The 24386-nt window shown below is 61.9% G+C and carries 21 protein-coding genes; 10 read left to right on the top strand and 11 right to left on the bottom strand.

Annotation, left to right across the window (positions count from 1 at the left end; genetic code table 11):
• Positions 1–4: 4 nt before the first annotated feature.
• Entirely contained in the window at positions 5–4081 is a 4077-nt protein-coding gene (locus Q8O29_RS14485; protein WP_305563970.1) for an NACHT domain-containing NTPase, read from the bottom strand.
• The gene (locus Q8O29_RS14480; RefSeq protein WP_305563969.1) at positions 4078–5340 is read right to left on the bottom strand and encodes an ATP-binding protein; all 1263 of its coding nucleotides are present in this window, start codon (positions 5338–5340) and stop codon (positions 4078–4080) included. The genes Q8O29_RS14485 and Q8O29_RS14480 overlap by 4 nt, the downstream gene beginning before the upstream one ends.
• Before the next feature lie 156 nt (positions 5341–5496).
• Here Q8O29_RS14480 and tsaB point away from each other — a divergent pair, with 156 nt between their 5' ends.
• The 3 genes from tsaB to Q8O29_RS14465 are packed head-to-tail and all read left to right on the top strand — an operon-like array spanning position 5497 to position 7650.
• Positions 5497–6216: a tRNA (adenosine(37)-N6)-threonylcarbamoyltransferase complex dimerization subunit type 1 TsaB gene (gene tsaB, locus Q8O29_RS14475; RefSeq protein WP_305563967.1), complete on the top strand. Its 720-nt coding sequence runs from the start codon at positions 5497–5499 to the stop codon at positions 6214–6216.
• 55 nt (positions 6217–6271) lie between these two features.
• Positions 6272–6754 carry a ribosomal protein S18-alanine N-acetyltransferase gene (gene rimI, locus Q8O29_RS14470; protein WP_305563965.1) on the top strand — a complete coding sequence of 161 codons (483 nt, stop codon included), beginning with the start codon at positions 6272–6274 and terminating at the stop codon, positions 6752–6754.
• Positions 6751–7650, top strand: coding sequence for a uracil-DNA glycosylase family protein (locus Q8O29_RS14465; RefSeq protein ID WP_305563963.1), 900 nt, complete (start codon positions 6751–6753; stop codon positions 7648–7650). The genes rimI and Q8O29_RS14465 overlap by 4 nt, the downstream gene beginning before the upstream one ends.
• 184 nt (positions 7651–7834) lie before the next feature.
• Here Q8O29_RS14465 and Q8O29_RS14460 read toward each other — a convergent pair whose 3' ends face one another.
• Positions 7835–8719, bottom strand: coding sequence for a DMT family transporter (locus Q8O29_RS14460; RefSeq protein ID WP_305563961.1), 885 nt, complete (start codon positions 8717–8719; stop codon positions 7835–7837).
• Between the two features lie 247 nt (positions 8720–8966).
• Here Q8O29_RS14460 and pyrF point away from each other — a divergent pair, with 247 nt between their 5' ends.
• A complete protein-coding gene (pyrF, locus tag Q8O29_RS14455; RefSeq protein ID WP_305563959.1) occupies positions 8967–9791 on the top strand; it encodes an orotidine-5'-phosphate decarboxylase in 825 nt (274 codons plus the stop codon).
• A 3-nt stretch (positions 9792–9794) separates the two neighbouring features.
• Here pyrF and Q8O29_RS14450 read toward each other — a convergent pair whose 3' ends face one another.
• Genes Q8O29_RS14450 through Q8O29_RS14440 form a run of 3 tightly spaced genes read right to left on the bottom strand, consistent with a single transcriptional unit; the run spans position 9795 to position 12874 of the window.
• A complete protein-coding gene (locus tag Q8O29_RS14450; RefSeq protein WP_305563957.1) occupies positions 9795–10799 on the bottom strand; it encodes a lysylphosphatidylglycerol synthase domain-containing protein in 1005 nt (334 codons plus the stop codon).
• Entirely contained in the window at positions 10796–12046 is a 1251-nt protein-coding gene (clsB, locus tag Q8O29_RS14445; protein ID WP_305563955.1) for a cardiolipin synthase ClsB, read from the bottom strand. The genes Q8O29_RS14450 and clsB overlap by 4 nt, the downstream gene beginning before the upstream one ends.
• Positions 12047–12070: 24 nt before the next feature.
• A complete protein-coding gene (locus Q8O29_RS14440; protein WP_305563954.1) occupies positions 12071–12874 on the bottom strand; it encodes an endonuclease/exonuclease/phosphatase family protein in 804 nt (267 codons plus the stop codon).
• A gap of 358 nt (positions 12875–13232) precedes the next feature.
• Between Q8O29_RS14440 and Q8O29_RS14435 the strand changes: the two genes are divergently transcribed.
• From Q8O29_RS14435 to Q8O29_RS14425, 3 genes are all read left to right on the top strand, one after another.
• Positions 13233–13784 (top strand): hypothetical protein, encoded by a 552-nt coding sequence (locus Q8O29_RS14435; RefSeq protein WP_305563952.1) that lies wholly within the window; start codon positions 13233–13235, stop codon positions 13782–13784.
• 185 nt (positions 13785–13969) lie between these two features.
• The gene (locus Q8O29_RS14430) at positions 13970–14491 is read left to right on the top strand and encodes a hypothetical protein (RefSeq protein WP_305563950.1); all 522 of its coding nucleotides are present in this window, start codon (positions 13970–13972) and stop codon (positions 14489–14491) included.
• A gap of 133 nt (positions 14492–14624) precedes the next feature.
• Positions 14625–15002 carry a glutaredoxin domain-containing protein gene (locus tag Q8O29_RS14425; protein WP_305563948.1) on the top strand — a complete coding sequence of 126 codons (378 nt, stop codon included), beginning with the start codon at positions 14625–14627 and terminating at the stop codon, positions 15000–15002.
• 92 nt (positions 15003–15094) lie between these two features.
• Here Q8O29_RS14425 and Q8O29_RS14420 read toward each other — a convergent pair whose 3' ends face one another.
• The 3 genes from Q8O29_RS14420 to Q8O29_RS14410 form a co-directional block, all read right to left on the bottom strand.
• Positions 15095–15643 carry a Spy/CpxP family protein refolding chaperone gene (locus Q8O29_RS14420; protein WP_305563946.1) on the bottom strand — a complete coding sequence of 183 codons (549 nt, stop codon included), beginning with the start codon at positions 15641–15643 and terminating at the stop codon, positions 15095–15097.
• 269 nt (positions 15644–15912) lie between these two features.
• On the bottom strand, positions 15913–16314 hold the full coding sequence (cueR, locus tag Q8O29_RS14415; protein ID WP_371134248.1) for a Cu(I)-responsive transcriptional regulator: 402 nt from the start codon (positions 16312–16314) through the stop codon (positions 15913–15915).
• Positions 16315–16322: 8 nt separating this feature from the next.
• Positions 16323–16517: a heavy-metal-associated domain-containing protein gene (locus Q8O29_RS14410; protein WP_305563941.1), complete on the bottom strand. Its 195-nt coding sequence runs from the start codon at positions 16515–16517 to the stop codon at positions 16323–16325.
• 218 nt (positions 16518–16735) lie between these two features.
• On the opposite strand from Q8O29_RS14410, the gene Q8O29_RS14405 reads away from it, so the two are divergent.
• Together Q8O29_RS14405 and Q8O29_RS14400 are read left to right on the top strand one after the other, a co-directional pair.
• Positions 16736–18892, top strand: coding sequence for a heavy metal translocating P-type ATPase (locus tag Q8O29_RS14405; protein WP_371134249.1), 2157 nt, complete (start codon positions 16736–16738; stop codon positions 18890–18892).
• A 44-nt stretch (positions 18893–18936) separates the two neighbouring features.
• Positions 18937–19518 (top strand): hemerythrin domain-containing protein, encoded by a 582-nt coding sequence (locus Q8O29_RS14400; RefSeq protein ID WP_305563937.1) that lies wholly within the window; start codon positions 18937–18939, stop codon positions 19516–19518.
• A 75-nt stretch (positions 19519–19593) separates the two neighbouring features.
• On the opposite strand, the gene Q8O29_RS14395 is transcribed toward Q8O29_RS14400, so the two are convergent.
• Positions 19594–20697 (bottom strand): alkene reductase, encoded by a 1104-nt coding sequence (locus Q8O29_RS14395; RefSeq protein ID WP_305563935.1) that lies wholly within the window; start codon positions 20695–20697, stop codon positions 19594–19596.
• A gap of 249 nt (positions 20698–20946) precedes the next feature.
• Positions 20947–23559, bottom strand: a complete 2613-nt coding sequence (locus Q8O29_RS14390) for a GAF domain-containing protein (RefSeq protein ID WP_305563933.1) — start codon at positions 23557–23559, stop codon at positions 20947–20949.
• A 352-nt stretch (positions 23560–23911) separates the two neighbouring features.
• Between Q8O29_RS14390 and Q8O29_RS14385 the strand changes: the two genes are divergently transcribed.
• Positions 23912–24220 (top strand): hypothetical protein, encoded by a 309-nt coding sequence (locus Q8O29_RS14385; protein ID WP_305563932.1) that lies wholly within the window; start codon positions 23912–23914, stop codon positions 24218–24220.
• Positions 24221–24386: the final 166 nt, after the last annotated feature.

The following is a 24386-nucleotide window of genomic DNA, read 5'->3' as shown; positions in this document are numbered from 1 at the left end:
TTTGCTACCTGACCTTCCCCGCTGGTCTTAAGGAGCAATCAACGACCAAGACGGTGATTTTGTTTTCATAACCTGCCGGCACGGTTCGCTGCAGCCTTTCTTGCAACTCACTGGCAGTCTTGGGTTTTGTTCCGCCGTCGCCAGCCACTGGTTGGCCCGTTCCACCAAACCAGAACACGAGAAAAATGCCGTAGCCGTCCGATGCCAGTTCCCGCGTGTATCTGGCAATCAACTGGTTGGAGATGGCGCTCCACAAGCCCCTGTGCATCTCGCGTTTGATTTCGATAGGGATGTGATAACCCTGTGATGAAACCTTGATATCTGCGCATTTTTCGTCGGCGTAGCGGCCTTCCGGCTCTGCGCTGACCGACAACGGGGAAAGGCGCGGCCGGAGTGCAAACAACAGGTTGTCACGGCATTCGTCTTCCAGCTTGGACTTGCCGCCAGCCCAATATTGGCGGTATCCATTGGTGTTGCCATTCCGGATTTCGTGTGCGAGCTGCTGTAGATGATCAAGCGTCAGTGCCCACAAGTCGGCGGCATTCGCAGGCGTCAGGTTGGCCAATGTGGAGGAGACCTTCGTCACCGATGCGGGTTGGAACGACGCTTTCCGTCTGGTCAACCTCTGGTCAAACATTGCGCGGCGCAGGGAGTCTTCCCATTGCTTCAGAGTTTTATGCTGCAGCAGCGCGGCAAGGGCCTGCATGGCGTCGTCATCATGATTGCCGGCAAGCGTCGAGATAAGCCCCTCCACGTACCGGCCCAACTCCATGGCAGGAGATACCCAACCAGATTGATTTGGCCATCGCGGAGTGCATCGCGGCCCGAGAATTTCAATCAAAAACTCAAGTGCCGCCACAGGCAGCGCGATTCTTGAGCCCTCCCTCTCTCGTTGTTCATGTACAAGCTCAATCAGATGACTGATTCGAGTTTGGGTATGGGCGATGTATTGTCTGGCGGTATTGAGGTAGAGGTCGGGCGCCGCCTGCAGACCTGCCGTGAACCAGTAAACGTGCTGTGCAACATCGCTTGGTTTACCCCCAAGTTTGTCAGCAATGATTTCCAGTTGGACGGGTTTGTCCAGACTGGTCATGAGCGAAACGATCAGCAAGCGCAGGCTTTTCAATTGCTTATTGTGTGCCTTGCTGGGGAAATTTTTGAGAAGCGCGGGCGTGATGAGCTTCGCAATTTCTGCATAGTCAGCGTCATGCGCAAGCGCGTACAGGCCATCGACGTGTTCCTTTTTGGCCGTGACTTGCGCATTGATCAACGGCCCCATAACGAGCGCGAGAATGTCGGGGCGCGTAGTGGTCAGACGCTTGAACCATTCCGGCGTCGTGTCGTAGTCGTTGGTCAGGCGAAATGCGACCATCGTCTCGATGACTGGGTCGGGCAGTTCCAAGGCCGTGGCTGAATTTTCTGCCCAACGTAACGCCATGGCTGCCATGCAGGGCGTGGCTAAGTTGTAGCGGCGGCCTTGGGCATTGAGTTCGACGATATCGCTGGCGGTTGGCAAGTCTTTGCGGAATAGGCATTGGCGCAAACCATGCAAAGCCAGCTCCCTCCATTCCTGGTTTTGATTCAATAGCTCCAGCAGGCGTGTATCTGGAGTCGTTTCATTGGAATGGTGAAAGAAATTGAGATAGGCGTTGCTGATTTCAATCAAGGCTCCCAGGTCCGCAGGTCCTTCGAGGAAACCGGGAAGCGTTCGTTGAAAAAAAGCAAGCTTTTGTTGCTCCTCTTCGCGAGTTCTATTTTTATACTCAATTTCCAGGTCAATGCTTTCCTGATCAAGACCTTGCCGGGGATATGGGCGTTGCAAAAACTCGTCGACCCAGGTGGCATCATCCGGATGGGTCACCCGCCACACCTCAATTAATTGAAGGGCGTCATCGGCCCCTCTCTTGACCTCCGTCAGATGAAAGGCTTCTGCAACAAGCTCCCTGCGCAATTCTTTGTGGGGGGATTTTTTCGCCAAAGACAAATACCAATTGTCTGCGTCGTGAGGCATGGGGGCATCATAGAGATGACGGCGAACGGGCCATATCAAACTCATTCCCGATTTCTTGGTTTCGAGTTCGAGATATAGGCCGAACTCGAAAAGCGCCTTGTACTTGGCAGGATGATTTTTAAGCCATTCTCCAAGCGCTTCTTTGTGCTCTTGTTCTAGCGGAGAGTGATAGTGCGGACCTAGTCCCAGAGACAGCCATTGGTAAAGATGCGATATGGTCAACATCGATCCAACTTGGCGAACTCCCTTTACAAGTAGCTCTCCAACAATCCTGGCAGATCTCAAATGGTCGTGTTGGTTGCTTAGCTGGTAACTGCGGGCGATGATGGCGTCGAGCAAGATGGGGATGTCATCGTCGGGCGCGCTCTTTCCAGGCAAGTCATGCCAAAACCGCCAGTAGGACCCTAACAGTGCATTGGATTTCGGTTTTCTGAAGTGAGACCATATTTCTGCGGGTGACAGTTGGCCGGGATACATAGCCAAAAGCAAGGTGCCAAGCAATTCATCCTCGCTGTCTTCCACTATGCCGGCGTGAATATCTTCCAGCAATGTTCTGGAAATCGACCATTTATCATCCCGGCGATCAAATGCGATAAGAATCCGCAAAGCCTCTGTCCGTGAGCCTGGCCAGTAACTTGTGTCTCGGACAACTTTCTCCAGTTCTGCATTGAGTCCAGGCATCCGCTGCCCATGGGCGATCGCGTCCAGTACGCAATCGATCAATGCCATATGAGCGGGGCTGCGGTCGCTCGAACGTAGCAAACTCCGAAAATCTCCTTCCATGTCCGCGGTGGCCAATGCACCGAAGGGCTGGCTGACCCAATTCTGGCTTCGGAAGTAGATGTAGCGCTTCGCCTCGTTGCTCAGTGCGTCGAGTACTCGCAGTTTTTCTGAACGCGTGAAACTTTGCACGTCGCCGTTGAGAATTACGCCCAGCGGATCACGGTCTATGAACTCCATGCGCAGATTCCCTGTCGCAGTTGCAGCAAGCCAGGCATGCAGACCCCGCAACTCAGGCACAACGCCAGCGTCTTCACCCAACATCAGTGCCAATACGCGTTTTGAAGGCAGGCCTGCGTTGATCCGCTTGGCAATGTATTGGGCCGCCAAGTACTCGGCCACGGTGCGGTGAACTGGAAAAAATTCACCACTGCCATTGCCTCTGAAGAGCCGGGTGTGAAGTGCCGCGCGGCAAAGTCCGATGTCTGGGGCGGATTCGTTGCTGCGCAATTGAGGTAGAGAAAGCACATCCTTTTGCTTGTTGCCTGGTCTTTGAAGCGCCAAGGAAGCGCCGCCCGAGAGCAGCATGAGGGAGCACAAATAGCCAGCGGCCTGAAGAAGCTCGTCGTCTGGGTGGGCGTCCTCTCGTGTGACTGCAAGCCACTGATCGTTATGTTCTCGCATAAGTTTTGCGCAGGCCATTTGGTAGGTTTGCGTTTTATTCGCGGGCCAGCCACTGGCCGTTGCTTCCACCAGCATGCGCAAAGTTTGGGGGTTGTCCAGCAGTCCGTCGAGGTTGTGCTTTTCTGCTTCCTTGATGAAGTCCGCGGCTTTTTGCGCGCTTGAGGGTTGCCAGTGAGCGATCAGCTCCTCAACTTCTTGGCTGTTTAAGGGTTCAAGGTGCAGTTCCAGGAAATCTTTTTCACCTACCAAATGTCGCAGTGCCTCGCTGTCTGTACTGCCGCGCCAATCCGCTTCCCGGCAGGAGATACGGAACTTGGGTGTACCCATTCTTTGCAGTTTGGTGCGCATCTGACCGAGTGCCGTAAAGCCCAACGCATTGCCGGCTGCAATTTCGTCGAGGCCATCAACAAAAAGAAGCGAGACAGTGGGGGATTGCTCTAAATCCACGAAATTGCGGGCGGTGATGTAGTCACCGCCCTCCGCTGCACTGCGCTCCTTAAATGCGTCTGTTTTCCCGGCGCCCGGGTTTCCTATCAATACCCAGGCACGCACTGCGCTGAAATGGCTGATGGGCTCAGGTGCTGACAGGGCGCCGTCGGACTGGCGCACACGCACTCTGCGCTCAATGGGCAAGCGATTTTGCGCGGGATCGATGCTGGCGCTCATGTATGTTCCAGCCAGTGGGCTAATGGATACGACAGAAATTCCGTCAATTCCACGCCGCCTGCACCTACCAGCAAGCTCCGGCAATCTTTGTGCTGCTGCGCAAATGCGTCCAGACCGTACAACCTGCCGTAGTTGGCTCCGCTTTTAACTTCAATGGCGGCTAGCCGGTTCGCATCCGAGATGACGAAGTCCACTTCATGGGGGCTCTCACGCCAGTAGTGAACTTTTTCATTGCTTGTGGCTGTATTGCACAAATGCGCACCCACAGAGCTTTCTACAAGCCGCCCCCAGAACGAGCGATCAGCCTGGGCTTCGGCAAACGTGTAAGGCGTGGCGCTCGACATGAGCGCCGTATTCAAGACGTTGAACTTGGGTGGTGACGCGCGTTGCCGTGCCACGCCCCGGTGGTATTTGTGCAGACCCATGAGCAAGCCCGCATTGCCGAGCAGGTCGAGGTAGCCTGCCAGGGTGGTTTCGTTTCCCGCGCCATCGAGTTGGCCTTTCACCTTGCCGAGTGCAAGTATTTGCCCCGAGTAACTGCTGCCCAAGGTAAAGAGCTGTTTGAGCAGCGCGGGTTTGTCCACCCGCACCATTTGCAGGATGTCGGTGTCTATGCTGGGCTGCACCAAACTTGCCAGCACGTAGTTGCGCCAGCGGCCTTCGTCGCGAATAAGGGGCGCGCTGCCCGGATAGCCACCAAAGAAAAAATACTCGTTGAGCGTGAAGTCGAAGGCCTCATGCATTTCCTGAAAAGACCAGTGCGTGACAGGTATCAACTCATACCGCCCTGTCAGGCTTTCGGTCAGGCCTTTCTGCATCAGAATCGGCGAGCTGCCAAGCAACACCACGTGCATATCCAACCCAGCAGCCCGGTCGGCGTCCCACAGGCCTTTGACTATTTCAGACCAACGAGGGATTTTTTGGATCTCGTCAAAGACGAGCGCAAAAGCCTTGTCAGGGTTATCTGCATTCTTCTGTTTGTACTGCTCTCGGGCGAACTGCCATTTGCGAATCAACCATGCGGCGTCCCTGATTTCGCCGGTGGGTTCGGCGCTGGTTTCGCCGTAGCTGCCAAAAGAGCGTGGTGCCAACTCTTCATATTGATCAACGGCGATAAACTCATGGTCAATATCCGCAAGCGCGGCATGTACCAAGGTCGTTTTTCCTACCTGCCGGGGTCCAGCGACGATGGTGATGAAGCGTGACGCCTCACCAAATCTTTTGCGAAGTTCTTGGACTTGGGCGCGCTGAAAAGTCATAATTGATTATGAGTAAATTTACTCAGTATTGTAAATTTACTCATCTCAGTCAAGATATCTCTTTTATTGCTAAAAAATAGGCTTGTTTTGCTATCTAAATGAGAGCTGTTTATGCCCGTCCCACAAGGGCCAAGGCCTGATTTGACTGTGAACTCCATGAAACTCCTGGCCTTCGACACCAGCACCGAGATCCTGTCGGTGGCGCTGACCGACGGCAATCATGTCTGGCAGCACAGCGGCCCCGGCGGCGCGCAGGCGTCCCGCACGCTGATCCCGACCATCCTGGACCTGCTGGCGCAAGCCGGTTTGAGGCTGGACGGGCTCGATGCGCTGGTGTTCGGCCGTGGGCCCGGTTCCTTCACCGGACTGCGCACCGCCTGCTCGGTCGCGCAAGGCCTGGCGCTGGGCACGAAGCTGCCGGTGCTGCCGCTGGATACGCTGCTGGCGGTCGCCGAAGAAGCGCGCTTCCAGTACCAGCCGGGCGCGGATGCGTTGCAGCTCACGACGCTGCTCGATGCCCGCATGGACGAGATGTATGTGCAGCGTTTTGCCTGGGCCGCCGGCGCCTGGGCGGCGCTGGACACCTGCACGCTGCGCCGGCCCGAGGCCTTGGTACCGTGCACGGCCGACACCCTGCTGGCCGGCAATGTGTTCAAGGTGTACGCAGGCCGCCTGCCGGCCTGGCCGGCGGCGCAGTGTGTTGAAGCCCTGCCCACGGCCAGCGCCATGCTGCGGCTGGCGCCGGCGCTGCTGGCGGCCGGTCACGGGGTGGACGCGGCGCAGGCGCTGCCGCTGTATGTGCGCGATAAAGTAGCATTGACCACCGAAGAGCGCGCCAGGGTCAAGGCCCGGGCCGCGCTCGCCACCCCACCATGAGCCGCCGGGCCGTTCCCAAGGCGAATACCGCAGCCCGCAGGGCGGAGCTTATCCAATGAACGCTGTTCTGCAACCCTTCGAAGCCCGTTTCGAGCCGATGACCGCGTCATGGTTCGATGCGGTGCTGCGGGTGGAGCAAAGCGCCTACGACCACCCCTGGAGCCGGGGCAACTTCAGCGACTCGCTCAACGCCGGCTACCAGGCGCAGTTGCTGGCCGCCGGGCCCGATGGCGACAGCGAATTGCTCGGTTATTTTGTGGCGATGAAGGGGGTGGACGAGGTGCACCTGCTCAACATCACCGTCGCACCCGAACACCAGCGCCAGGGCTGGGCCCGCGTGATGCTCGACGCGCTGGTGCTCTGGTCGCGCAGCCAGGGCGCCTTGTGGCTGTGGCTGGAAGTGCGCGTGAGCAATGAGCGCGCGCGCGCCGTGTACGCGCATTACGGCTTTCGCCATGTCGGCACGCGCCGCCAGTATTACCCAGCGGCCAACGGCCAGCGTGAAGACGCAGTGGTCATGAGCTTGGGCCTGTCATGAGCCTGGACCTCGACAAACGCCAGCGCGCCATGCTCCGCGAGATGGGTGTGCGTATCTGGCAAGCGCCGCCTGTGGTGGCTGCGTCCGATCTTTCGGTTGCTATGAATTCAGTAGCTAATCACGTCCGTCCGTCAAGGGCTGAGGCCCGATTTGATGCTGAACCCCAGCGTCCGCAGGTCGCGGCCGCCCGCGCGCCTCAGGCGGCGCCGGTGCCCACCGTTGCACGCGCGCCCGGCCTGCAGCCGCGCCCGGCCGGTATCGAGCTGATGGCCTGGCCAGCCTTGCAGGCCGCAGTGGCCGGCTGCCGCGCCTGCGCGCTGTGCACCAGCCGCAAAAACACCGTGTTTGGCGTCGGCCCCGTCGCTGGGGACGCCGCACCGGCCGTGGACTGGCTGATCGTCGGCGAAGCGCCCGGTGAAAACGAGGACATCGCCGGTGAACCTTTTGTCGGCCAGGCCGGCAAGCTGCTCGACAACATGCTGCTGGCGATGCGGCTGCAGCGCGGCAACGATGACGCGGCCCGGCCCGGTGTGGCTAAAAATATCTTCATCACCAATGTGCTCAAGTGTCGCCCGCCGGCGAATCGCAACCCGGACCCTGCGGAAGTTGCGCAGTGCGCGCCTTACCTGAAACGCCAAGTCGAATTGTTGCAACCAAAAATCATTCTCGCGCTGGGCAAGTTCGCGGCGCAGTCGCTGCTGCAGGACAGCGTGCCCGAAGTGCAGAAAATCCCGCTCGGCAAGCTGCGCGGCCAGGTGCACAACTACCTCGGTGTGCCGGTGGTGGTGAGCTACCACCCGGCCTATCTGCTGCGCAGCCTCGGCGACAAGGCCAAGGCCTGGGACGATTTGTGCCTGGCGATGAGTGTGGCCCCCACGGTCGTTCGCTCCGCGTAACTCCCTGCACCTTGCAGGCCGCCGCTCGCCAGAGGCTTCGCTTCTGATCCCTGTCCAAACCTGCTCAAGCAGGTTCGGAGCCGCAGGCACCAGCCCCGAGGGGGCCGCTGCGCCTGCGGGCCGGCAAAGCCGGACCCGCGGCCCCGGCTGGTGAAGAGGGGGAGCGGCCGCCCTCAGCGCGAGTTCACTTGTCCGCCGCCCGTCCTGGCACCAGCACCGAAGCAATCGCCACCACCATCAGCACGACCGCAGCCCAGTCTTGCCAGTGCAGCACCTCGCCCAGACCCAGCGCGCCCGAGAACACGCCCAGGATGGGAATCATCATCACGCTCAGCGATGAGGCCACGGGGGGCAGGCTGCGCGCCAGGAAGTACCAGGCGGCGTGTGCAAAACCGAAAATCAGCACAGCGTTGTAGCCAATCGACCACCAGGTGGCGACGCTGGGCGCTTTCCATTGCGGCACTTCGAACAGCAGGCTGAGCACGCTCAGCACCACCGCTGTCATGGCCGTCATCCAGAAAGAAATGGTCAGCGTGGCCACCGGCATGGTGGTGTTGCGCAGCTTGTGCGTGCCTAGGGCCCAAGTCGCCGCGCCTATCAGCGCACACAGCACGGCCAGCGGCGCGCCACTGAGGTTGGTCAGCTCGTGCCACAGCAGCAGCGATACGCCAAGCGCCGCCGCGCCCACGCCGACCCAACTGCGCGCTGTCAGCTTGTTGCCGAAAAACCAGGCGCCCAGCAGCGCTGAAAAAATCGGCATGGTGTAGCCGAGAATGGCGGCGCGGCCGCTGCTCAGGTGTTTGAGCGCAACGATGATCAGCGCATGCCAGACAAACATGTTGGCAAAGGCCAGCCAGAACAGCTCGCGGAACCTGTCGCGCGGCACAAAAAACGGCACCTTCATCACCACCATCGCCAGGCCCAGCACCGGCAGCCCCAGCCAGATCGACAGTGCGCGAAAGGTCAGCGGGGGAAAGTCGGCAATGCCCAGCTTCATGACCGGCCAGTTGAAGCCCCAGGCCAGCGTCAGCAGGACCAGGATGATGAGTTGGCGTTGGGAGAGTTGCATGCGGGAAGGCAGGAGGGTGAAAGGTGCCGCTATTGTCCGGGCAGCGGGGAAATCTTGCAGTGCCCCTTGGGTCGCATCCTTCGACACTCCGACAAGCTCAGGAGAAACAGATCAAAAGAGGCGTCCACGAAGGCACCTCTGTTCAAGCAGGGGCCGCAGGTCCGGCTTTGCCGGCGCCGCAGGCGCAGGGCCCCCCGAGGCAGGGAGCTACACGCAGTAAGCGACCGTGGGGGCCTTAAAATGCTTCATGACTTTTCTCGAGATGCTGGGCGCGGCAGAGCGCCAGAACCAATCGATGCTCTGCGTGGGGCTGGACCCGGACCCGCTGAAGTTTCCTGGCCGCTACAAGGGCGACTCGAACAAGATCTACGACTTTTGCGCCGCGATTGTCGACGCCACGGCCGATCTGTCAATTGCCTTCAAGCCGCAGATCGCCTACTTCGCCGCGCACCGCGCCGAAGGCCAGCTCGAGCGCCTGATGGAACACATGCGCCGCGTCGCGCCGCAGGTGCCCATCATCCTCGACGCCAAACGCGGTGACATCGGCAGTACCGCCGAGCAGTACGCGGTCGAGGCCTTCGAGCGTTACGGCGCCGACGCGGTGACGCTGTCGCCCTTCATGGGCTTTGATTCGGTCGCGCCTTATTTGAAGCACGAAGGCAAGGGCGCGTTTCTACTATGCCGCACCTCCAACCCCGGCGGCGACGACTTGCAGAGCCAGCGTTTTGCTTCAGTGGAAGGCCAGCCGCTGCTGTACGAACATGTGGCACGCCTGGCGCAGGGCCCGTGGAACCTCAACGGCCAGTTGGGCCTGGTGGTTGGTGCAACCTACCCGGCCGAAATCGAACGCGTGCGTTTGGTCGCGCCAACCTTGCCGCTGCTGATTCCCGGCGTCGGCGCGCAGGGCGGCGATGCGGTGGCCACCGTCAAGGCCGGCTGGCGGCCCGGCGCACCGATCATCGTCAACTCCTCGCGCTCCATCATTTACGCGTCATCGGGCGATGATTTCGCCGAGGCGGCGCGGCGCGAGGCAATGCGGATGCGGGATCTGCTGCAGACGGCTCGCGGCTGAAGGTCAAGCGGCCGCGTCTGCGTCATCGACGGAGGTGGTCAATTGTTTGGCCCGCGCTTCAGTGACCAGGTAAAGCAACGTGGCAATGACCAAAGGCACCAGGTAATAGATGACCCGGTAGGCCACCAGGGCGGCCAGTAGCTGGTGGGTCGGCATCTCGTGCGACAACAAGGCGACAAATACCGCTTCCAGCACACCCAGGCCGGCCGGCACATGGGCGATCACGCCCGCCACGGCGGCCACCAGCAGCACACCGGCCACGGTGGGGAACGCAATTTTTTGCTGCAACAGCAAAAACACCAGGCCACTCATGATCAACCAGTTGGCCGCACCCATGGCCACCTGCAGCACGGCCAGCCTGCCGGAGGGAAGGTCAAGACGGTGGCCGCGCAGGGTGAAGCTGCGCTGGCGCGACAGCGCGCACAGCAGCAGGTAGGCCACCGCCCCGGCCAGCAGCACAAAGCCCAGGACCTGCAGGCCGCGCGTGCCGATTTTCCAGCCCGGCGGCAGCTCCGGCGTGTAAAAGCCGAAGACCAGGCCACCGACGAACAGGTAACCGATCCAATTCGTCAGCATGCTCAGCGTCAACACCCGGGTGATGGTCGCCGTGTCCAGCTTCAACCGGGAATACAGCCGGTAGCGAAAGGCGACGCCGCCCACCAGCGAGCCCAGGTTGAGGTTGAACACATAACTGATGAAGGTCACCAGCATCACCGTGGGCGCGCGCAGCGTGTGGCCGGTGTAGTGGCGGCCCAGCAGGTCAAAGCAGCTATACAGGCCCAGGCTCAGGGCGCCCAATGCAAGCGCGCCCAGCAGCAGCGCCGGCGGGTACGCACGCAGTGCGGCAAACACCTCCTGCCACTCGATGGCGCGGCCCTGCTCGACCAGCAGCCAGGTCACCAGGCCAAAAAACACCAGCGTGGCGCCGCGCTTGAGCCAGGGCCACCAGGGCTTGCCGGTGATGCCAGCCCTGGACGGACACTCTGGGGCAACCGCCGTAGCTGTCATGAGGCCTGGCCTTCGTTGATGTGATCTACCACCGCTTCGCCCAGCAGCTTCTCGGCCGGCGTCAGGCGCGGCAGGTGGGCCGGCAGCCAGCCGAACCAGGCGGGGTAGCGGCGCAGCAGGTGAAACACAAAAAAGCTGCGCAAGCCGACCCACAGGCGCGATTCCGGCAGGTCGCTGGCATGGATCTGTTTGCAGCTTCCCTGCATCAGTTTTTCAAGCTTGTTGGCCAGGTGCTGATTGAAGTCGCGGTCCTTGATGATGACGTTGGCTTCGAGGTTGAGTGACAGGCTCAGCGGGTCGAGATTGCTGGAGCCGACGGTGGACCATTCGTTGTCGGTCAGCGCCACCTTGCCGTGCAGCGGGCGCTCGCGGTATTCGTAAATCTTCACGCCGGCGCCCAGCAGGTGGTGGTACAGCATGCTGGCCGCGATCTTGACGATGGGCATGTCGGGCTCGCCCTGCAGGATCAGCCGCACGTCCACGCCGCGCTTGGCCGCCTTGCGCAACTGGCGCAGCAGGCGGTAGCCGGGGAAAAAATAAGCGTTGGCGATGATGATGCGTTGCCGCGCGCCACGGATCGCGATGCGGTAGTGGCGCTCGATGTCGTTTTTGTGCTCGCGGTTGTCGCGCGTGACGAGCATGGCCTGGGCATGGCCGACGGCGGGCAGTGCCCCGAGGGCCGGAATCGCCGGCTTGCGCTTGAGAAGCCGCGTGAGCGGACCACCGGGCGGCTGCTGGCCGAGCTGAAGCTGGGCGCGCACAAACTGCTCGATCTCGGCGACCAGCGGCCCTTCAATTTCCACGGCATAGTCCTGCTTGCCTTCGGGTCCGAAGTCGGCGAGGTGGTCGGCTGAATAGTTGATGCCGCCGACAAAAGAGCGCTGGCCGTCCACCACCACGATCTTGCGGTGCATGCGGCGAAACAAATTGGTGCGGTAGCCCCACAAGCGCGGGCTGGGGTCAAACACATGCACCCGCACGCCAGCCGAGGTCAACGCGGAGATATAACCCGGCGACAGATCGGGCGAGCCGTAACCGTCAATGGTGATGTCGATCTGCACACCGCGCCCGGCCGCGACCAGCAAGGCTTCCTGCAAGGCCTGGCCGACCTTGTCTTCAAAAAGGATGAAGGTCTCAAGCAGTACTTCGCGCTCTGCGGCGGCAATGCATTCAAACACGCGAGGGAAAAAACCCTCGCCGTTTTCCAGCAGTGTGAACTTGTTGCCGGGTACCCAGTGTCCGCGCATCAACATATTTCCTGTGGCGGTGGGTCAGAGTTCAATCTCGGCCGCCAGCGGCGCATGGTCCGACAGGTGCGACCAGGGCTTGGGCGGCAGCACCACCGGTGCATGGCCGATGGCATTTCTCACGTAGATGCGGTCCAGCCGCAACACCGGAAAACGTGCCGGGAAAGTACGCGCTGCCTTGCCATTGGCCTGCACAAAAACCTCGTGCATGCCGGCGCCCTGCGCCAGCACGTCGTGCGCGCGGTGGCGCCAGTCGTTGAAATCGCCGGCGGCAATCACAGGGGCGCTCGCCGGTATGTCATTGCGCACCATCTCGCACAACATGTTGAGCTGCTGGAGGCGATGCGACTCGGCCAGCCCCAGGTGCACACAAATCGCATGCACGTTGGTCTCGCGGCCGGGAATTTGCAATACGCAATGGAGCAGGCCGCGGCGCTCGGGCCCGCTGATGGACACGTCGCGGTTTTCAAAACTGACAATGGGAAATTTGGACAACACGGCATTGCCGTGGTGCCCGTTGGTGTAGACCGCGTTGCGGCCGTAGGCAAACTGCGGCCAGATGCTGTCGGCCAGAAACTCGTAGTGTGGCGTGGCCGGGTAATTGGCGACCCGGCTTTCATGGCGCGCATGGGTGCCGGTCACTTCTTGCAGAAACACCACGTCCGCGCCCACGGTGCGCACCGCTTCACGCAGTTCATGCAGGATGAACTTGCGGTTAAAGAAGGTAAAACCCTTGTGGATGTTGACCGTCAGCACCTTCAGGGAAAAGCTCAGGGCCGCCGCAGCAATCACCTCCTGCGTCTCGGCAAGTGCATCGGCATCGTTCATGGGGGGCGTGACAACGGACGGCGTTGGGCTGACCTGAATAAGGGACTGGGGAGCAAGCATGGAGCGGCAGGAATAAAACTGCAGGAAAGGGAAGCCTCTATTGTTGCTTGGACAGCGACAAAACAACTGTAGGACAGTAAGCTCATTTTTCGTGGCAGCGGTGGCGCCCCGCGCGCCCTGTATGAAGCGTTTGTAAAGGGCGGCGTCCTACGCGCTTGATCGTGGCTAGCCGATAAGCCGGCGTGCGGCACAGCGCTAAATTCAAATCATCCAAGTTCAACCGGAACTGGGTTTTGCAGATGTTCCCCAGTGTTCTTTGCAAATGGGTTTTAGTTCAAGCGAGTTTCAGGAGTTAACCATGAACAAGTTTTCAATGCGATCCCTTCCCGCCGCGATGGCCTTGAGTGCCACGCTGGTTTTTACAGCCCATGCACATGTGGCTGTTGGCGCAGGCGTTGGCATCAATGCCGGCGCAGGCACAGCGACATCGGGAACCGGCGCAACAACCCATACAAGTGTCGGCGTGCGCACCGGCGTGAACGCCAACATCGGCAACGATGTGCGCTCCAATGCCAGCACGGGTGGCTCTGTGAGCTCAAACACCACTGCAAATACCAACGCAAACAACAATGCGACCGGTAACAGCGACGGCACGGTGACAAGAGCGGTCAAACGAACGGGCAATGCAGTCCAGCGTACCGGCAACAAAGTTGAAGCTGCTGTGGACAACGCAGCCGATGCGACTAAAAGCGGCGCCTACCGTGCCAAAAATGCAGTGGGCAACGTGGCAGCCAAAGCCAACCGAGGCATTCAGAACAATCTGCCCGCCAGTAACGCAGGCGCTGCTGGCCGGGCGAATGTTCAGGGCTCTGGCAATGTGAGCGGGCAGATTTCTCCTCCACCGCAGTAAAACCGCGAGCAAACGAGGGCAGACCGTGAGAGATTGCGGCCTGCCCGTGAACGGCTTACGTCCTACGTCGGGCCAGCCGCTTTACCGATAGTTCCGACGAGTAGCGCAACATAAATTAAATCTGTGGGGGCGCTCAGAAAGCAACACCTCTCACAGGGTCCCCCTTTAACACTCAAGGAAACAAGATGAACAAGACAACACAATCGATTCTGCTGGCCGCCCTGATGGCCACCGCTGGTTTTGCCACCGCGCAAACCACTTCCAACCCGACGCCAGCCCAAGGTGGCCCAACCGTACAGAAGCCGGTTGACGCTGGCACCCTGCCCAACACCCGCGCTGAAGTCAAAGGCGAAATCAACACCAGCTCCGGTGCCAAAGTTGCCGCTCCCGCTCAAGGCGGCGGCACCCCTTCTGGTGCGGCCAAGCCAGCCGGCAGCGGTGGCGTTTCGGCCAACACCCGTGCCGATGTCAAAGCGCAAGTGCCCGGCAGCAGCAAAGCCGGCGCAAGCGCGCAGGGCGACTCGACCGTCTCCGGCGCCATGGCCCCAGGCGGTGCAAAAGCAACGTCCGCGACCGCTGCAGAGCGCAAAGCAGCGCGCGCTGAACGCAAGGCAGCGCGTCAGGCCAAGCGTAACAGTGCTTCTACCAGCACCGGCAAAGGCATGGATTCCGGCCCCAGCACCCCAGCACGCACCGCACCACAGTAAGCCGTTAACATGACCGCCAGGCCCCCACGGGCTTGAAAAAACGCCCGCTCCGCAAGGATCGGGCGTTTTTTTGGTCTGCTCGCGGCGTTCTGCCTTTAAGCTTTGGCACGCATTATTTTTGAACGGAGTCAACATGCCCCGCACCATCCTCGACGAATCCCGCATCCATCCGGCCATTCAGGGCAAGGTGGCCAGGCACGAACAAGCCATCGTGCAGGAGGTGCAAAGCGCGGTCGCTGCACATGCGGTGGTGGTGGTCGGCATGGGCATCAACCCGTTTCCCAAAAAAGCTCGCCGCGCGCTCGATGCCGCTGGCGTGCCTTATCACTACCTTGAATACGGCAACTACTTCAACACCTGGCGCGAGCGCAATGCGCTCAAGATGTGGACCGGCTGGCCGACGCTGCCCATGGTGTTTGTGCGTGGCATGTTGATCGGTGGCGCCAGCGATCTGGACCAACTGATTGCCAGCGGCGAGTTGCAGACGCTGCTGGCGGGCCGAAGCGGTTAACCGGGATCAAATAAAAACCCGCGCAGGTCTGTCATGACACGCACGGGTCCTGTCCGGCGCGCCTTGGTGGCGCCGGGGCTTCAGTTCACAACTCAGCCGTTGTGGTGGCTGGGGTGGCCCTTGCCGCCGCGACCCATGCGCTGCGCATCAAAGACCTTTTGCTGGTCGGCATTCAAAGCGGCGTAGAAGCTTTTGATCGCATCGCCGCGTTTGGTCAAGGCAGCGTTCATCTCGGCCATGTGCTGGGTGCGCAGCGCGTTCATTTTGTCAATGCGCTGGGGTGTGGTCAGTTTCTCGACCTCGGCGCGCATTGCCGTGCGATCAGGGCGCTGGACTGCATGGGGTGCTTGCGGCTGCAGGGCCGAAGTGTAGGCGGACCATGCGCCTTCCTGCGCTGGCGTGATGGCCAGCTTGGCCTTGAGTTCGGCCTGGTGCTGGGCGATACGCGCCTGCATCTTGGCCGGGTCGTGGCGATGCTGGTCGTGGTGACCCGCTGTCGGGTCGGATTTGTCCGGCGCGCTTGCCGTTGCCGGCGCGGCAGGTGCCACGGTTTGCGCCGTGGCGGCCAGGCTGGCAGCGGCCAGAATGCCGGCCAAAACCAGGGTGTTGACGGATTTCAGGGGTTTGAAGACGGAAGTCATGAGCGCGTCCTTTCGGTTGGAAGACAGGCCTGTTGCCGAACTAGCATTAGGTTGAAAGTGAGTTTGCGCGGCCCGTGTAAGGGCGTCGTGACGCCAGCGTGAGGACTTCGTAAAGTTTTTGTCGTTGCGCGGGTCTCCTGTTCTCCATCCGGGCGCTGGCAGTTGGTGACAAAGATGGCCTCCCGCCCATATCCAGAAAGCGTCGACAGCTATTAAAAAATGAGCGTCAAGATTGGTAAAGGGCAGACCAAGGGCCGTGTTCTGCCCTGTTATTTATCAGCCGGTTGACCCGCCAGGTCGTCGAGGATGGGGCAGTCGGGCCGGTCGTTGCCCTGGCAGCAATGGACCAGGTGGGCCAGTGTCTGCTGCATCGCCTGCATGTCAGCGATACGCTGGGCCAGCTCGTCGGCGTGTTTTTGCGCGATGCGCCGCACGCTGGCGCTGGCGCGGCGACGGTTTTGCCAGAGGCTGACCAGCTCGGCGATCTCTGCCATCGAAAACCCGAGCTCGCGCGCGCGTTTGATGAAACGCAGCGTGTGTACCTCGGCGTCGCTGTACTGGCGGTAGCCGCTGTCACTGCGCTGCACCTGCGGCAACAGCCCCAGCGACTCGTAGTGCCGCAGCATCTTGGCCGACACACCGGACTGGCGCGCCGCTTCGCCGATGTTCATGGGCAAGCTCATGTACTGGCGTAGCCCTCTTCGGAGATCGCGGCCAGGATGGCTTCGCGCGGCTTGTCGGATACCACATCGACCTGGCCTGATGCGCGGTTGATGCGGACCTCGGCCTGCGGATCGACGGTTTTGACCGCCTGGGTCACGGCGCGCTCGCAGTGGCCGCAGGTCATGCCCTGTACGTGAAAGATCTGGTTCATGGTGTGTCCTGGTGGGTTGAATATGGAAGCCTGTAGCTTGAACCTTGCCACCATGGTAAGGTCAAGCGGGTGAACCCAAACCCTTGATACGGGTGGGGTTGATCTGCATCAAGGCTTGACCTTGCCATGGTGGCAAGGTCAATCATCGAACAATGACTCTCTTGACCTTGACCTCCCCCTCCCCCCCTCCTTCCTCCCTGGACATCGGCATTGGCGGCATGACCTGCGCGTCGTGTGTGTCGCGGGTTGAAAAGGCCCTGAAAAAAGTGCCCGGCGTGCAGGACGCCACGGTCAACCTGGCGACCGAATCCGCGCGGGTGGTGTATGCCCCTTCGACGCAGATGGATGCGCAGCTGCGCCGGGCCGTGCGCAACGCCGGCTACGAGCCGCGCGCGCCCGAGGCGGCGCTGCCCGAAAACCTGTCGCCCTGGACCGGTTTTTTGCCGGTGGCCGTGGGCTTGTTGCTATCAGCACCGCTGCTTTTTCCGATGCTTGGTGACCTGTTTGGCAAACACTGGATGTTGCCGGCCTGGCAGCAGTTTTTGCTGGCCACACCGGTGCAGTTCATTCTGGGCGCGCGTTTTTACAAGGCGGGCTGGCATGCGCTCAAGGCCTTGACGGGCAATATGGATTTGCTGGTGGCGATAGGCACCAGTGCCGGTTGGGGCCTGTCGATGTGGCTCTGGCTCAGCGCTGAATCGGGCGGCATGCCGCACCTGTACTTTGAGGCCTCGGCCGTGGTGGTGACGCTGGTGCTGCTGGGCAAATGGCTGGAGGCGCGCGCCAAGCGCCAGACCACGGCGGCGATTCGTGCGCTGCATGCCCTGCGCCCGGAGCTGGCGCATGTGCTGCAGCCTGGCGGCGAAGAAGCCGACTTGCCGGTGGCCGAGGTGTTGCTGGGCGACCGGCTGGTGGTGCGGCCCGGCGAGCGCATCCCGATGGACGGGCTGCTGCAGGACGGGCAGACGCAGGTCGATGAGTCGATGCTGACCGGCGAGCCGCTGCCGGTGGCCAAGCAGCCTGGCGACAAACTCACCGGCGGCAGCATCAATGGCGATGGCCGGGTGCTGCTGCAGGTCAGCGCGGTGGGCAGTGAAAGTGTGCTGGCCCAGATCATCCGGCTGGTGGAAGATGCGCAGGCCGCCAAAGCGCCGATTCAGCGGCTGGTGGACCAGGTCTCGGCGGTGTTTGTGCCGGTGGTGCTGGTGATTGCGCTGGCCACCTTGCTGGGCTGGTGGTGGGTGGGTGCGGGCCTGGAGATGGCGCTGATTCATGCGGTGGCGGTGCTGGTGATTGCCTGCCCGTGTGCGCTGGGTCTGGCCACGCCGGCCGCCATCATGGCCGGCACTGGTGTGGCGGCGAAAAACGGCATTTTGATCAAGGACGCGCAGGCGCTGGAACTTGCGCACAAGGTCGATACCGTGGCGTTTGACAAAACCGGCACGTTGACCGTAGGCCGGCCGCGCCTTGTAGCGTTTGTGAATGCACCGGACGCCGACGAGGCGCAGCAACTGGCAGTGGCCGCCAGCCTGCAAAGCGGCAGCGAACATCCGCTGGCCCGCGCGGTGGTGGCTGCGGCGCAAGAGCGCGGCATGACCGTGGCCGCACCCGAAGGCCTGCGCGCCGTACCAGGACGTGGCAGTGAGGGCGAGGTCGGCACGCGCAGCTACCTGATTGGCAGCCTGCGCTGGATGGATGAGCTGGGTGTTGCGCTGGGGGCGCTGGCGCCCGAGGCCGAGCGTTTGCAAGCCGAAGGCGCGACTTTGTCGGTGTTGGTTGAGCGGGTGACGCAAGGTATGGCAGTCCGTGCCCTGATGGCCTTTGCCGATGAACCCAAGTCAGGTGCCAAAGAAGCGCTGGCGGCGCTGCGCGAACGCGGCATTCGTGTGGTGATGATTTCAGGTGACAACCGGGGTGCTGCACTGGCCATGGGCGCGCGGCTGGGGCTGGGCGCCGAGGAAGTGATGGCCGAAGTGTTGCCGGGCGACAAAGCGGCGAAAGTGGCTGAGCTGAAGACCGGTGGTCATACCGTGGTTATGGTGGGTGACGGGGTGAATGACGCACCCGCCCTGGCGGCGGCCGATGTCGGCATGGCCATGGGCACCGGCACCGACGTGGCCATGCATGCCGCCGGCATCACGCTGATGCGCGGCGACCTGGCGCTGGTGGCTGGCGCGCTCGACATTTCGCACCGCACGGTGATGAAGATCCGGCAAAACCTGTTCTGGGCCTTTGCCTACAACGTGGCCGGTATTCCCCTGGCGGCGCTGGGATTTTTAAGCCCGGTGGTGGCCGGTGCGGCGATGGCGCTGTCCAGCGTCAGTGTGATCTCCAACGCGCTGCTGCTCAAGCGCTGGCGCCTGCGCAAGCCTTGAGCTAGATCAAGACGCCCAACGGGGGCGTGTGCCATCGTGCAGCCATGTCCCACGCCACCCTGCAGATCATTCGTGACGAACACGCCGCCGTGGCGGCGGTGTTGCGCTCACTCACGCTGATGAACGAACGCGGCCCCGGCGATGCGCCCGAGCGGTTTTTTGACGTGGTGCGCGCCATGCTGTTTTACATTGACGAGTTCCCCGAGCGGCGGCACCACCCGAAGGAGTCGGACCTGCTGTTCCCCCGGCTGGCACGTGCCGTGCCCGGCCTGATGCCGGTGATCCAGCGGCTGGAGGCTGACCACATGAGCGGCGAGGGCAAGGTGCGTGAGCTGCAGCACCTGCTGCTGGCCTGGGAGCTGATTGGCGAGTCACGGCGCGAAGCCTTTTCAGACGCGGCGCGGATGTATGTGGCTTTTTACCTCACACACATGCAGACCGAAGAAACCCAGCTGCTGCCCGCTGCAGAGAAGGCGTTGAGCGCCGCCGACTGGGCGGAGCTGGACGCAGCCTTTGGCCGCGACCGGGACCCGCTGGCCGGTGGGCTGCGTGACCCCTGTTACGAGCGGCTTTTTACGCGCATTGTGCTGAAGGCGCCGGCGCCAATTGGGGTCGGTCCAGCCTAGTTTTATGCGTCAAGTATGGCTGCAGCCCACGCCCAGTATTCGTGGACAGCTATCAATAACATAGCGATGGTGCCTTCAGGCCAGCGCCGGATAGTCGGTGTAGCCCTTTTCACGGCCACCGTAAAAGGTGGATTTGTCGGGCGTGTTGAGCGCTGCGTTGAGGCGCAGGCGCTCGACCAGGTCCGGGTTGGCAATGTAGGGGCGTCCAAAGGCCACCAGGTCGGCGCCGTTGCTGACGGCTTCTTCGGCCAGCGCCTTGTCATAACCGTTGTTGACCATCCAGGCACCCTTGCCGCCGGCTGTGCGGTAGGCGGCCTTGAGCGCGGCGTAGTCAAACGGCCGCTCGCTGATGTCGCGCGGGCCGCCGGTGGCGCCCTCGATGATGTGGATGTAAGCCAGGTTCAGCGTGGCCAGTTGTGTGATGACGTAGTCAAACAGCGGCTGCGGGTCGGCGTCATAAGCATCGTTGGCCGGGGTGACGGGTGACAGGCGTATGCCGGTGCGGCCACCGCCAATCGCGTCGGTGACGGCGCGCGTGACTTCGAGCAGCAGGCGGGCGCGGTTTTTTATGCTGCCACCGTAGTCGTCGCTGCGCTGGTTGGAGCCGCTTTTGAGAAACTGATCCAGCAGGTAACCGTTGGCACCGTGAATTTCAACGCCGTCAAAACCGGCGGTGTCCACCGCATTGCGTGCGGCCGCCTGGTAGCTGTGCACAATGCCGGGCAGCTCGCTGGCGTCCAGGGCACGCGGCTCGGAGGTGTCCACAAAGCCTGGCACGCCGTCCTTGATCAGCACGGTTTTGGTTTTGGCGGTGATGGCCGACGGCGCAACCGGCTTGCCACCTTCGGGCTGCAGTTCGGTGTGCGAGACGCGGCCCACATGCCAGAGCTGCACCACGATCTTGCCGCCCTTGTCGTGCACCGCCTGGGTGACTTTTTTCCAGCTGTCGAGTTGCTCCGTGCCATACAGGCCGGGCACGTCCGAATAACCCTGACCCTGGTGGCTGATGGCGGTGGCCTCGGTGATCAGCAGGCCGGCACTGGCACGCTGGGCATAGTAGGTCTGCGCGATGTCGGGCGGAATAGCATCGGGCGAACGGTTGCGCGTGAGCGGCGCCATAACGATGCGGTTGGCGAGTTCAAGGTCGCCAGCTTGGTTGGTGTCGAACAGGGTGGGCATGGGGGAGGGTCCGGAAGTTGGGGGTTGGAAAGCAGCCTGCAGTGTGCGGCGAGTTCAATTGGCTTGTGCAACACGGGTTGCTGGATTCATGTTATCGGGCAAGTTTTTTGCTAACGACCGGGACCACCCAAACGCCTAATGAGCGTTTCAGCGCTCATGACCGTCAGAACGCTCAATCCCTCACCCCGACCCTCTCCCAGGGGGCGAGGGTGGGTGCAGTCCAATTCACTGTCGTGTATTTGGAAAAGATCAATGGTCGCGCGGCCCGCCCAGCGTGAAGTAAAACGTGGCACCCTGGCCCGGTGCCGACTCGGCCCAGACCTTGCCCCCGTGGCGCACCACGATCCGGTGCACTGTGGCCAGGCCGATGCCGGTGCCTTCAAACTCCGCCACTGTGTGCAGGCGCTGGAAAGCGCCAAACAGTTTTTCCGAATAGGCCATGTCGAAGCCGGCGCCGTTGTCGCGCACTACGTACACGTCCTGGCCTTCACTGCCTTGCTCGCGCCCGAAGGCGATTCGGGTTTGCGGCTGGCCGGCGCTGAATTTCCAGGCGTTGCCCAGCAGGTTGTCCAGCACTTGCCGGAGCAGGCGCGCATCGCCCTGAACCTGCACATCAGGCGCGACCTGCAATTGCACCGAGCGGCCGGGCTCACGCTCGTGGTATCCGTTCAACACTTCCTGGGCCAGGGCGCTGAGGTTGACGCTGTCCCAGCGCAAGCTGGTTTTTGACACCTGGGCCAGCGACAGCAAGGCGTTGATCAGCTCGCCCATTTGCGCGACGCCAGCGCGGATGCGGGTCAGGTAGTGCTGGCCGCGTGCAGGGGTCATGCCGCCGGCACGGATGTCCTTGGCCAGCAGACCGCTGAAGCCGTCGATGGCCGACAGCGGCGTGCGCAGGTCGTGGGACACCGAGTACGAGAAGGCTTCGAGCTCCTGGTTGGCGGCTTCCAGCTGCGCTGTGCGCTGGCGCACGCGTTCTTCCAGCTCCGCGTTAAGCCGCAGGATTTCCACCTGGGCCTGCTTGCGCTCCAGGCGCGAACGCAAGTTGCCGATGCCAAAGGCCAGGTTGTCCACCAGCTCCTGCAGCAGCTTGACCTCCTCGGGCGCCAGTTTTTCCACGGATGCGGAGTAAAGGCAGAGCAAACCAAAGGTGCGGCTGGCGTCGCGCAGGGGTAAAAACACAGCGCTGCGGTAACCCTGCTGCACGGCCTTCTCGCTCCAGAAGAACTGGTTGTCGCCGCGCGTGATGTCCTCGCTGACCCGGACTTCGCCGCTGCGTATGGTTTGTCCTGCGGGCCCGCGGCCGGTCGGCTGCTCGGCATCCCAGGTCAGCACGATGCTGGACAGGTACCCCACGTCGTGGCCGGCATGGGCCATCGGCAAGATGCTGCGCGCCTCGTCGTCCTGCGCATAACCGACCCAGGCCATCCGGTAGCCGCCCACATCGACCCCCAGGCGGCAAACCTGCATCAACAGCGCAAACTCGTCGTCCATGCGTGTCACGGCCTCATTGCAGCGGCTGAGCATTTGCAGCGCCCGGTTGGTGCGCGCCAGCTCCAGGCCAGCCAACTTGCGGTCTGTGATGTCGCGCGCGGTTCCAACGATGCGTTCGACCGCGCCCGCCGCGTTCATGACCGGGAAGGAGTGGTCACGAATCCAACGGGTTTCCCCGTCAGGGTGAACAATGCGGTATTCGAGCTTGGTGCTCTCTCCCCGCGCCTGCCGCTGCTTGGCACTGGCCTCGACCCGCTGGTCCTCCGGATGGATGGCATCGCAGTAGCAGTGCGGCTGGGCATACAGGCTCTCCCTGCTGCTGCGCCAGAGCACTTCATACGCGGGGCTGATGTACAGAAAACGCCCGCTCACGAAATCCCGGTTGTAAAACACGTCCTCCAGGTTTTCAGCAAGCTCCCGAAAACGCGCCTCGCTGTCGCGCAGCGCCTCTTCCGCGCGCCTGCGTTCGATGGCAATACGCGCCAGCCTGACGGCCGTCGCCACCAGGTCCTCGTCTCGCGGCTGCGGCTGGTAAGGCGTGCGGTGGTAAATCGCAAAGGTGGCCAGCACCTCGCCGTCGGTGGCGAGAACGGGCGTGGACCAGCAGGCCCGCAGGCCGAATTCATGCAGCAGATCGATGTGGTTGCACATCAGCGTGTCGGTGGTGACATCGACGACGACCACCGGTTTTTTGAGAAACGCGGCGGTCCCGCAAGCGCCCGCCCTGTCGCCCACGGCGAGCCCGTCGATTTGACGGTTGAAGGCGTCGGGCAAGCTGGGCGCGGCGCCATGGCGCAACTGCGCGCCATCGAGCAACAAAATCGAGCACAGGTTGTCCGGTGCGCGGTCTTCAATCAGCGTCACGATGGCCCCGAGCGACTGCGCCAGCGGCACACCACTGGCAATCAGCTCCAGCACCCGCTCCTGGCCATGGGAAAAGTCCTCGTTGCGCTTGCGCTCGGTGATGTCGGTGAACACCATCAGCCCGCCGATCAACTGATGGGCCTCGCCATGCAAGGGCCGCAGGTTGACCTGCAAGACCTGGTCAGTGGCGTTGGGCGTGCGCATCAACACCTCCCAGTTGTCCACGCTCTCCCCGCGTATGGCGCGGTTCAGCGGAAGTTCGGCTGGCGCGTAAAGCGTTTTACCGTCCAGCTTCAACAACGCATGTTGATCGCGCCATGCGGCCAGCATCATGCCGGGTTGGTGGTGCGGGAATATTTTTCTGGCCGCCGCGTTGAACAGCAAAAACCGGCCATCCGTATCAGCGGCGATCACGCCTTCGCTCATGCTGTTGATGATCGAATCAAGCAGCCGATGCTCGCGGCCAACGCGAGCCGACGCATCGTCAAGCTTTGACCCGCGCATCTGCAAGGACCCGGCCAGGCGATTGAAAGTTCGCGCCAAGGCAAGGCGAGAGCGACGCCGCCAGGAACTCAACATGCCATTGCCTTATGCCTTTCTGCCTTTGTTTTGCGAGGCAACCGCAGTATGTCCGCCGGGCAAGGCGAGCACGCGAGGCCGATTTGCACACTATCGTAGTACATTGATTCGCGCTTGGACAGGCTTGTACATCCTTGTTACAAGCAAGGCATCCGAACGGTCCGCAGATCTTGCCACCCGCCTACAGCCGCCGCCCTCATGTGCTGACACACCGCCAGCCGCAGAGCGGACACCGTCGTGGTCTGCAGCCCTTTTGTTGACTGCAAGAAAGCACACCATGGTCAAACGCACTCCCGCCAAGGCGGCGCCAGAGACCCTCTCGGGCGCACCCGGAACCAGCGACGGCATGCCGCACAAAACCCCGGCACCGGGCCATGCCCGACCGGGCCGGGCAGCATCGCCAGCGGACGCCTCGGACGAAGCCAGCCTGGCGCTGCCGCATGAGCGCGACCAGTCCACCGACATGACCAGCGCAGCGCCCGACCCGCACATACGACAAGCGCATGCCGACCTGCGTCGCGGCCTGCAAGACACGGGTAAAAGCCCGGCCATGGATGCGGCGTACGACAAGCTCAAGCGGCGTTAGGGAAGCGCTGAATAAGTCCTTGCGGAGGCGCGGCAGCCGGATCGGGATGGGATTGCCAAGGCGGATTTCGCAGCCAATAGCTGGCTATTGGCAAGAAATTCAACGCAGCAGACCGCCCGAGCCCGGCTGATCGCGCGCCGCAGGGGACTTGTTCAGCGCTTCCTTA

The organism is Polaromonas sp., from assembly GCF_030689685.1.
In the GTDB taxonomy this organism is placed as follows: Bacteria; Pseudomonadota; Gammaproteobacteria; order Burkholderiales; family Burkholderiaceae_C; genus Polaromonas.
The sequence above is the reverse complement of the archived record's forward strand: the minus strand, read 5'-3'. Positions and strand labels throughout refer to the sequence as shown.